The sequence below is a fragment of the Streptomyces sp. genome, assembly GCF_050698815.1.
Lineage (GTDB): Bacteria > Actinomycetota > Actinomycetes > Streptomycetales > Streptomycetaceae > Streptomyces.
In genome coordinates, this window is the sequence record NZ_JBOHCV010000169.1 from 1 (window position 1) to 6,366 (window position 6,366).

Here is a 6,366-nt window from a genome sequence, read left to right on the forward strand (position 1 = left end):
GTGCTCACCGGCGACGAGGCGCACGCCACCATCCGCGAGGTGTGCGGTGCCCTGCGCAAGCACCCCGTGGACTGCGGGGACCGGGCGGGCTTCATCGTGAACGCGCTGCTCTTCCCGTACCTCAACAACGCCGTGAAGATGGTCGAGCAGCACTACGCGACCCTGGACGACATCGACGCCGCCATGCGCCTCGGCGGCGGCTACCCGATGGGCCCGTTCGAGCTGCTGGACGTGGTCGGGCTGGATGTGTCACTGGCCATCGAGCAAGTGCTGCACCGGGAGTTCCGCGACCCGGGGCTGGCTCCCGCACCGCTGCTGGAGCATCTCGTCGCGGCCGGCTGTCTGGGCAGGAAGACGGGGCGCGGCTTCCGCGAGTACGCACGTCGGTGACGCACCGGTGCGGTGACCTCTCACACGGTGACGTCTCGTTCAGCTCGTGAACGGGGACCCCCGGTGGGGCGGGCTGCTGGAGCCTTCCGGCACCCCGCCCGCCGAGCCCGTCACGGCGTGTAACGTTCCCCACATGTCAGACTCCGCGAAGCCGTCCCGTTCGCACGCCGCCTCCTCCCAGCGCCTCAAGATGCGCAGGGAGTTGGCGGCCGCGGCGATGGAGCTCTTCGCGACGAAGGGGTACGAGGCGACGACGGTCGACGAGATCGCGGCCATGGCCGGCGTCGCCCGGCGCACGTTCTTCCGGCACTTCCGTGCCAAGGAAGAGGCGATCTTCCCCGACCACGACGACACGCTGGTGCGGGCGCAGGCGGTGCTGGAGGCGGCACCGGCCCACGAGAACCCGCTGGACACGGTCTGCCGTGGCATCAAAGAGGTCATGCGGATGTACGCCGCGTCGCCGAAGGGCAGCGTGGAGCGGTACAAGCTGACCCGCGAAGTACCCGCGCTGCGCGAGCGCGAGATCGCCTCGGTCGCCCGCTACGAGCGGCTGTTCACGCGCTATCTGCTGGGCCACTTCGACGAGGAGGCGCACCGCGACGGCGTCAGCGAGTTCGACGAACCGCTGCTGGCCGAGGTCGCCGCGTCGGCGGTGGTCACCGCACACAACCACGTCCTGCGGCGCTGGCTGCGCAACGGCGGAGTGGGCGACGTGGAAACGCAGTTGGACCACGCCTTCGCGATCGTACGAAAGACTTTCGGCACCGGCTTCGGGGCGAACCGGCTGGCGCCGCCGGGCGAGCGAGGCGCCGTCCCCGCCGCGGGGACCACGCGTGCGGGCGAGGTGCTCGTCACGGTCGCCCGTACGGACGCGCCTCTCGGCGACATCATGCGCACGATCGAGCAGGCCCTGCGCTGACGCGTCGCGGGTTCCCCGCACCTGTACGGTCCGCCGGCACAGCGTGCCCGCTAGATTCCGGCGCCGGTCCGCGGCCCGCCCGGCACGGCCACTGCTCACCAGTGCGCAGCGCCCCCGCCTGAGCCCGGCGGTGCCGGAAGCACCGCAGCCCCCACGTGGGCCCCACAGAGCCCGCAGCGCTCAGACGTGCGCACCCGAAGACAACTGAGTGAAATTCTTGGCACGCAGTGTCTTGTGTGCTGGCACTGGGTGTCATACCTTGGCATCAGTCGGGCGCCGTCCCAGCGGCACCACAGCCGCACGTGCCCGGCTGCCTGCGTCACAGGCGATCCCGCGCTCACCAGCGCTGCCACAACAGCATGACCCGCCGAACCGACGGCACTGCCTCACCACCGACGACCCCTCAGAGCGTCTCCTTCCTCAGCGCTTCGCCGGAGGCATTACCGTGAACAAGATCCTCGACGCGATCCTCGCGTCCGACACCACCGCCGACGACTTCGCCAACCTTCCCCTCCCGGACTCCTACCGGGCGGTGACCGTCCACCGGGACGAGGCCGAGATGTTCGACGGTCTCCCCTCCCGGGAGAAGGACCCCCGCAAGTCGCTGCACCTCGACGACGTGCCCGTGCCCGAACTGGGCCCGGGCGAGGCGCTGGTGGCCGTGATGGCCTCCTCCGTCAACTACAACTCCGTGTGGACCTCGCTCTTCGAGCCGGTGTCGACCTTCGCCTTCCTCGAGCGCTACGGGCGCCTCTCGCCGCTGACCAAGCGGCACGACCTGCCGTATCACGTCATCGGCTCCGACCTCGCGGGCGTCGTGCTGCGTACGGGCGCCGGCGTGAACTCCTGGAAGCCCGGCGACGAGGTCGTCGCGCACTGCCTGTCCGTCGAGCTGGAATCGGCGGACGGCCACAACGACACCATGCTCGACCCCGAACAGCGCATCTGGGGCTTCGAGACCAACTTCGGCGGGCTCGCCGAGATCGCACTGGTGAAGTCCAACCAGCTGATGCCCAAGCCGGACCACCTCAGCTGGGAGGAGGCGGCCTCTCCCGGACTGGTCAACTCCACCGCCTACCGGCAGCTGGTCTCCCGCAACGGCGCCGGGATGAAGCAGGGCGACAACGTCCTGATCTGGGGCGCCAGCGGCGGACTCGGCTCGTACGCGACGCAGTTCGCGCTCGCCGGCGGCGCCAACCCGATCTGTGTGGTCTCCAGCGACCAGAAGGCGGAGATCTGCCGCCGGATGGGTGCCGAAGCGATCATCGACCGGAACGCCGAGGGCTACAAGTTCTGGAAGGACGAGCACAACCAGGACCCCAGGGAGTGGAAGCGCTTCGGCAAGCGCATCCGCGAACTGACCGGCGGCGAGGACGTCGACATCGTCTTCGAGCATCCGGGGCGCGAGACGTTCGGCGCGAGCGTGTACGTCACACGCAAGGGCGGCACCATCGTGACCTGCGCGTCCACCTCCGGCTACAACCACAGCTATGACAACCGCTACCTGTGGATGTCGCTGAAGAGCATCGTCGGCTCACACTTCGCCAACTACCGGGAGGCGTGGGAGGCCAACCGCCTCATCGCCAAGGGCAAGATCCACCCCACCCTGTCGCGCACCTACAGCCTGGAGGACACCGGCCAGGCCGCCTACGACGTGCACCGCAACCTTCACCAGGGCAAGGTCGGCGTGCTGGCGCTGGCACCCCAGGAGGGCCTGGGCGTCCGCGACGAGGAGAAGCGGGCCAAGCACATCGGTTCCATCAATCTGTTCCGGGATGCCGAAGGCGACCGGACCGACAAGCACAGCCGGGATGCCGAAGGCGACCGGGCCCAGGCATGACCGAGCGCCACAAGGACCGCCCGTGGCTGATGCGCACGTACGCGGGCCACTCCACCGCCGAGGCGTCCAACGAGCTGTACCGGCGCAACCTCGCCAAGGGCCAGACCGGCCTGTCGGTGGCTTTCGACCTGCCGACCCAGACCGGTTACGACCCTGATCACGTCCTGGCCCGCGGCGAGGTCGGCCGGGTCGGCGTGCCGGTGTCCCATGTCGGCGACATGCGGCGGCTGTTCGAGGACATTCCGCTCGAGCAGATGAACACCTCGATGACCATCAACGCCACCGCCATGTGGCTGCTGGCGCTCTACCAGGTGGTCGCGGAGGAGCACGGCGCGGACATCGCCGCGCTGCAGGGGACGACGCAGAACGACATCGTCAAGGAGTACCTGTCGCGCGGCACGCACGTCTTCCCGCCCGGCCCGTCCCTGCGGCTGACCACCGACATGATCGCCTACACGGTCAGCCACATCCCCAAGTGGAACCCGATCAACATCTGCAGCTACCACCTGCAGGAGGCCGGTGCCACGCCGGTGCAGGAGATCGCGTACGCGATGAGCACGGCCGTCGCCGTCCTCGACGCCGTGCGGGACTCGGGTCAGGTGCCGCCGGAGCGGATGGGGGACGTGGTCGCCCGCATCTCCTTCTTCGTCAACGCGGGCGTCCGGTTCGTCGAGGAGATGTGCAAGATGCGGGCCTTCACCCGCATCTGGGACCGGATCACGCGCGAGCGGTACGGCATCGAGAACCCCAAGCAGCGCCGCTTCCGCTACGGCGTACAGGTCAACTCGCTCGGCCTGACCGAGGCGCAGCCGGAGAACAACGTCCAGCGGATCGTGCTGGAGATGCTGGCGGTCACCCTCTCCAAGGACGCCCGCGCCCGCGCCGTACAGCTGCCCGCATGGAACGAGGCGCTGGGCCTGCCCCGGCCCTGGGACCAGCAGTGGTCGCTGCGCATGCAGCAGGTGCTCGCGGTGGAGAGCGACCTGCTGGAGTACGACGACATCTTCGCCGGCTCGCACGTCATCGAGACCAAGGTCGGCGAACTGGTCGAGGACTCCCTCGCCGAGATCGCGCACATCCAGGAGCTGGGCGGCGCGATGGCGGCCGTCGAGTCGGGCTATCTCAAGGCCGAGCTGGTCTCCTCGCACGCCGAGCGCCGGGGCCGCATCGAGTCCGGCGAGGAGAAGATCGTCGGCGTCAACTGCTACGAGTCGACCGAGCCCAACCCGCTCACCGCGGACCTGGAAACCGCCATCCACACCGTCGACCCGGCCTCCGAGGCCCAGGTCGTCGAGGCCATCGGCCGCTGGCGCGCCACCCGCGACGAGCCCGCGGACGGACCCGCGGCCCGGGCGCCCGCCGCCCGCGCACTGGACCGGCTCAAAGAGGCCGCCGCAACCGACGCCAACCTGATGGAGGCGACGCTGGAGTGTGCCCGCGCCGGCGTCACCACCGGCGAGTGGTCGGGTGCGCTGCGGGAGGTCTTCGGCGAGTTCCGCGCGCCTACGGGCGTGAGCAGCGCCCCCGTCGCGGTGCCGGTGGAGGAGGGCTCCGACCTCGCCGGCGTACGCCACCGGGTCGAGCTCACGGCCAAGGAACTCGGCGTCGGCAGGCTCCGGCTGCTGGTGGGCAAGCCCGGCCTGGACGGGCACAGCAACGGCGCCGAACAGATCGCCGTACGGGCCCGCGACGCGGGCTTCGAGGTGGTCTACCAGGGCATCCGGCTCACCCCGGAACAGATCGTCTCGGCGGCCGTCGCCGAGGACGTGCACTGTGTCGGCCTGTCCATCCTCTCCGGCTCGCACGCCGAGCTGGTGCCGGACGTGCTGGCGCGGCTGCGCGACACGGGCGCCGGCGAGGTGCCCGTCATCGTCGGCGGCATCATCCCGGCCGCCGACGCGAGGGCGCTGCTCGCCGCGGGAGTGGCGGCCGTCTTCACGCCGAAGGACTTCGGCATCACGGAGATCATCGGCCGTATCGTCGATGCGATCCGCACAGCGAACAAGCTCGCACCGCAAGGAGAATCCCGATGACCAACGTGACCCGGCTCCGCCCCCGGCGCTCCTGTCTCGCCGTGCCCGGGAGCAACCCGCGCTTCCTGGAGAAGGCCCAGGGCCTCCCCGCGGACCAGGTCTTCCTCGACCTGGAGGACGCCTGCGCCCCGCTCGCCAAGGAGGGCGCCCGGCACACCATCGTGAAGTTCCTCAACGAGGGTGACTGGAGCGGCAAGACCCGGGTGGTGCGGGTCAACGACTGGACGACGCACTGGACGTACCGGGACGTGATCACGGTCGTGGAGGGCGCCGGGCAGAACCTGGACTGCATCATGCTGCCGAAGGTGCAGGACGCCCAGCAGGTCCACGCGCTGGACATGCTGCTGACCCAGATCGAGAAGACGGTCGGCCTGGAGGTCGGCCGGATCGGCATCGAGGCGCAGATCGAGAACGCCAAGGGCCTGGTCAACGTCGACGACATCGCGGCGGCCTCGCCCCGGATGGAGACGATCGTCTTCGGGCCGGCCGACTTCATGGCCTCGATCAACATGAAGTCGCTGGTCGTCGGCCAGCAGCCGCCCGGCTACCCGGCGGACGCCTACCACTACATCCTGATGCGCATCCTGATGGCCGCCCGCACCCACGACCTGCAGGCGATCGACGGCCCCTACCTGCAGATCAAGGACGTCGACGGTTACCGGGAGGTCGCCCAGCGTGCCGCGGCGCTCGGCTTCGACGGCAAGTGGGTGCTGCACCCCGGCCAGGTCGAGGCCTCGAACGAGATCTTCTCGCCCTCGCAGGAGGACTACGACCACGCGGAGATGATCCTCGACGCGTACGACTACGTCACCTCGGAGGCGGGCGGCAAGAAGGGCTCGGCGATGCTCGGCGACGAGATGATCGACGAGGCGAGCCGCAAGATGGCGCTGGTCATCGCGGGCAAGGGCCGGGCCGCCGGGATGACCCGGACGACGACTTTCGAAGCCCCGGAGGCGTGAGGACATGCAGTTCGGCCGCACCTACGAAGAGTTCACCGTCGGGGACGTCTACAAGCACTGGCCCGGCAAGACCGTCACCGAGTACGACGACCACCTCTTCTGTCTGCTCACCATGAACCACCACCCGCTGCACATGGACGCCCATTTCGCGGAGCACACGACCGACTTCGGCAAGAACGTCGTGGTCGGCAACTACATCTACTCGCTGCTGCTGGGCATGTCCGT

The 6,366-nt window shown here is 69.4% G+C and carries 6 protein-coding genes; all 6 read left to right on the forward strand.

Going from position 1 to position 6,366, the window contains the following annotated elements; genetic code table 11:
* Window positions 1–390: 3-hydroxyacyl-CoA dehydrogenase family protein (locus ACRDP3_RS06395; protein ID WP_431515842.1), on the forward strand; the 390-nt coding region annotated here is incomplete at its 5' end.
* A gap of 133 nt (window positions 391–523) precedes the next feature.
* Window positions 524–1,309, forward strand: coding sequence for a TetR family transcriptional regulator (locus ACRDP3_RS06400; RefSeq protein ID WP_431515843.1), 786 nt, complete (start codon window positions 524–526; stop codon window positions 1,307–1,309).
* Between the two features lie 445 nt (window positions 1,310–1,754).
* Window positions 1,755–3,149, forward strand: a complete 1,395-nt coding sequence (ccrA, locus tag ACRDP3_RS06405) for a crotonyl-CoA carboxylase/reductase (protein ID WP_431515844.1) — start codon at window positions 1,755–1,757, stop codon at window positions 3,147–3,149.
* On the forward strand, window positions 3,146–5,182 hold the full coding sequence (locus ACRDP3_RS06410) for a protein meaA (protein WP_431515845.1): 2,037 nt from the start codon (window positions 3,146–3,148) through the stop codon (window positions 5,180–5,182). Before ccrA ends, ACRDP3_RS06410 begins: the two co-directional genes overlap by 4 nt.
* A complete protein-coding gene (locus ACRDP3_RS06415) occupies window positions 5,179–6,141 on the forward strand; it encodes an HpcH/HpaI aldolase/citrate lyase family protein (protein ID WP_431515846.1) in 963 nt (320 codons plus the stop codon). The genes ACRDP3_RS06410 and ACRDP3_RS06415 overlap by 4 nt, the downstream gene beginning before the upstream one ends.
* A 4-nt stretch (window positions 6,142–6,145) precedes the next feature.
* The coding region (locus ACRDP3_RS06420; protein WP_431515847.1) for a MaoC/PaaZ C-terminal domain-containing protein at window positions 6,146–6,366 on the forward strand (221 nt) is incomplete at its 3' end.

Excerpts from the sequence above, each read along its gene's own strand:
- ACRDP3_RS06400 (WP_431515843.1), top strand. The coding sequence starts at position 524 with ATGTCAGACTCCGCGAAGCCGTCCCGTTCGCACGCCGCCTCCTCCCAG.
- ACRDP3_RS06410 (WP_431515845.1), top strand. The coding sequence starts at position 3,146 with ATGACCGAGCGCCACAAGGACCGCCCGTGGCTGATGCGCACGTACGCG.
- ACRDP3_RS06415 (WP_431515846.1), top strand. The coding sequence starts at position 5,179 with ATGACCAACGTGACCCGGCTCCGCCCCCGGCGCTCCTGTCTCGCCGTG.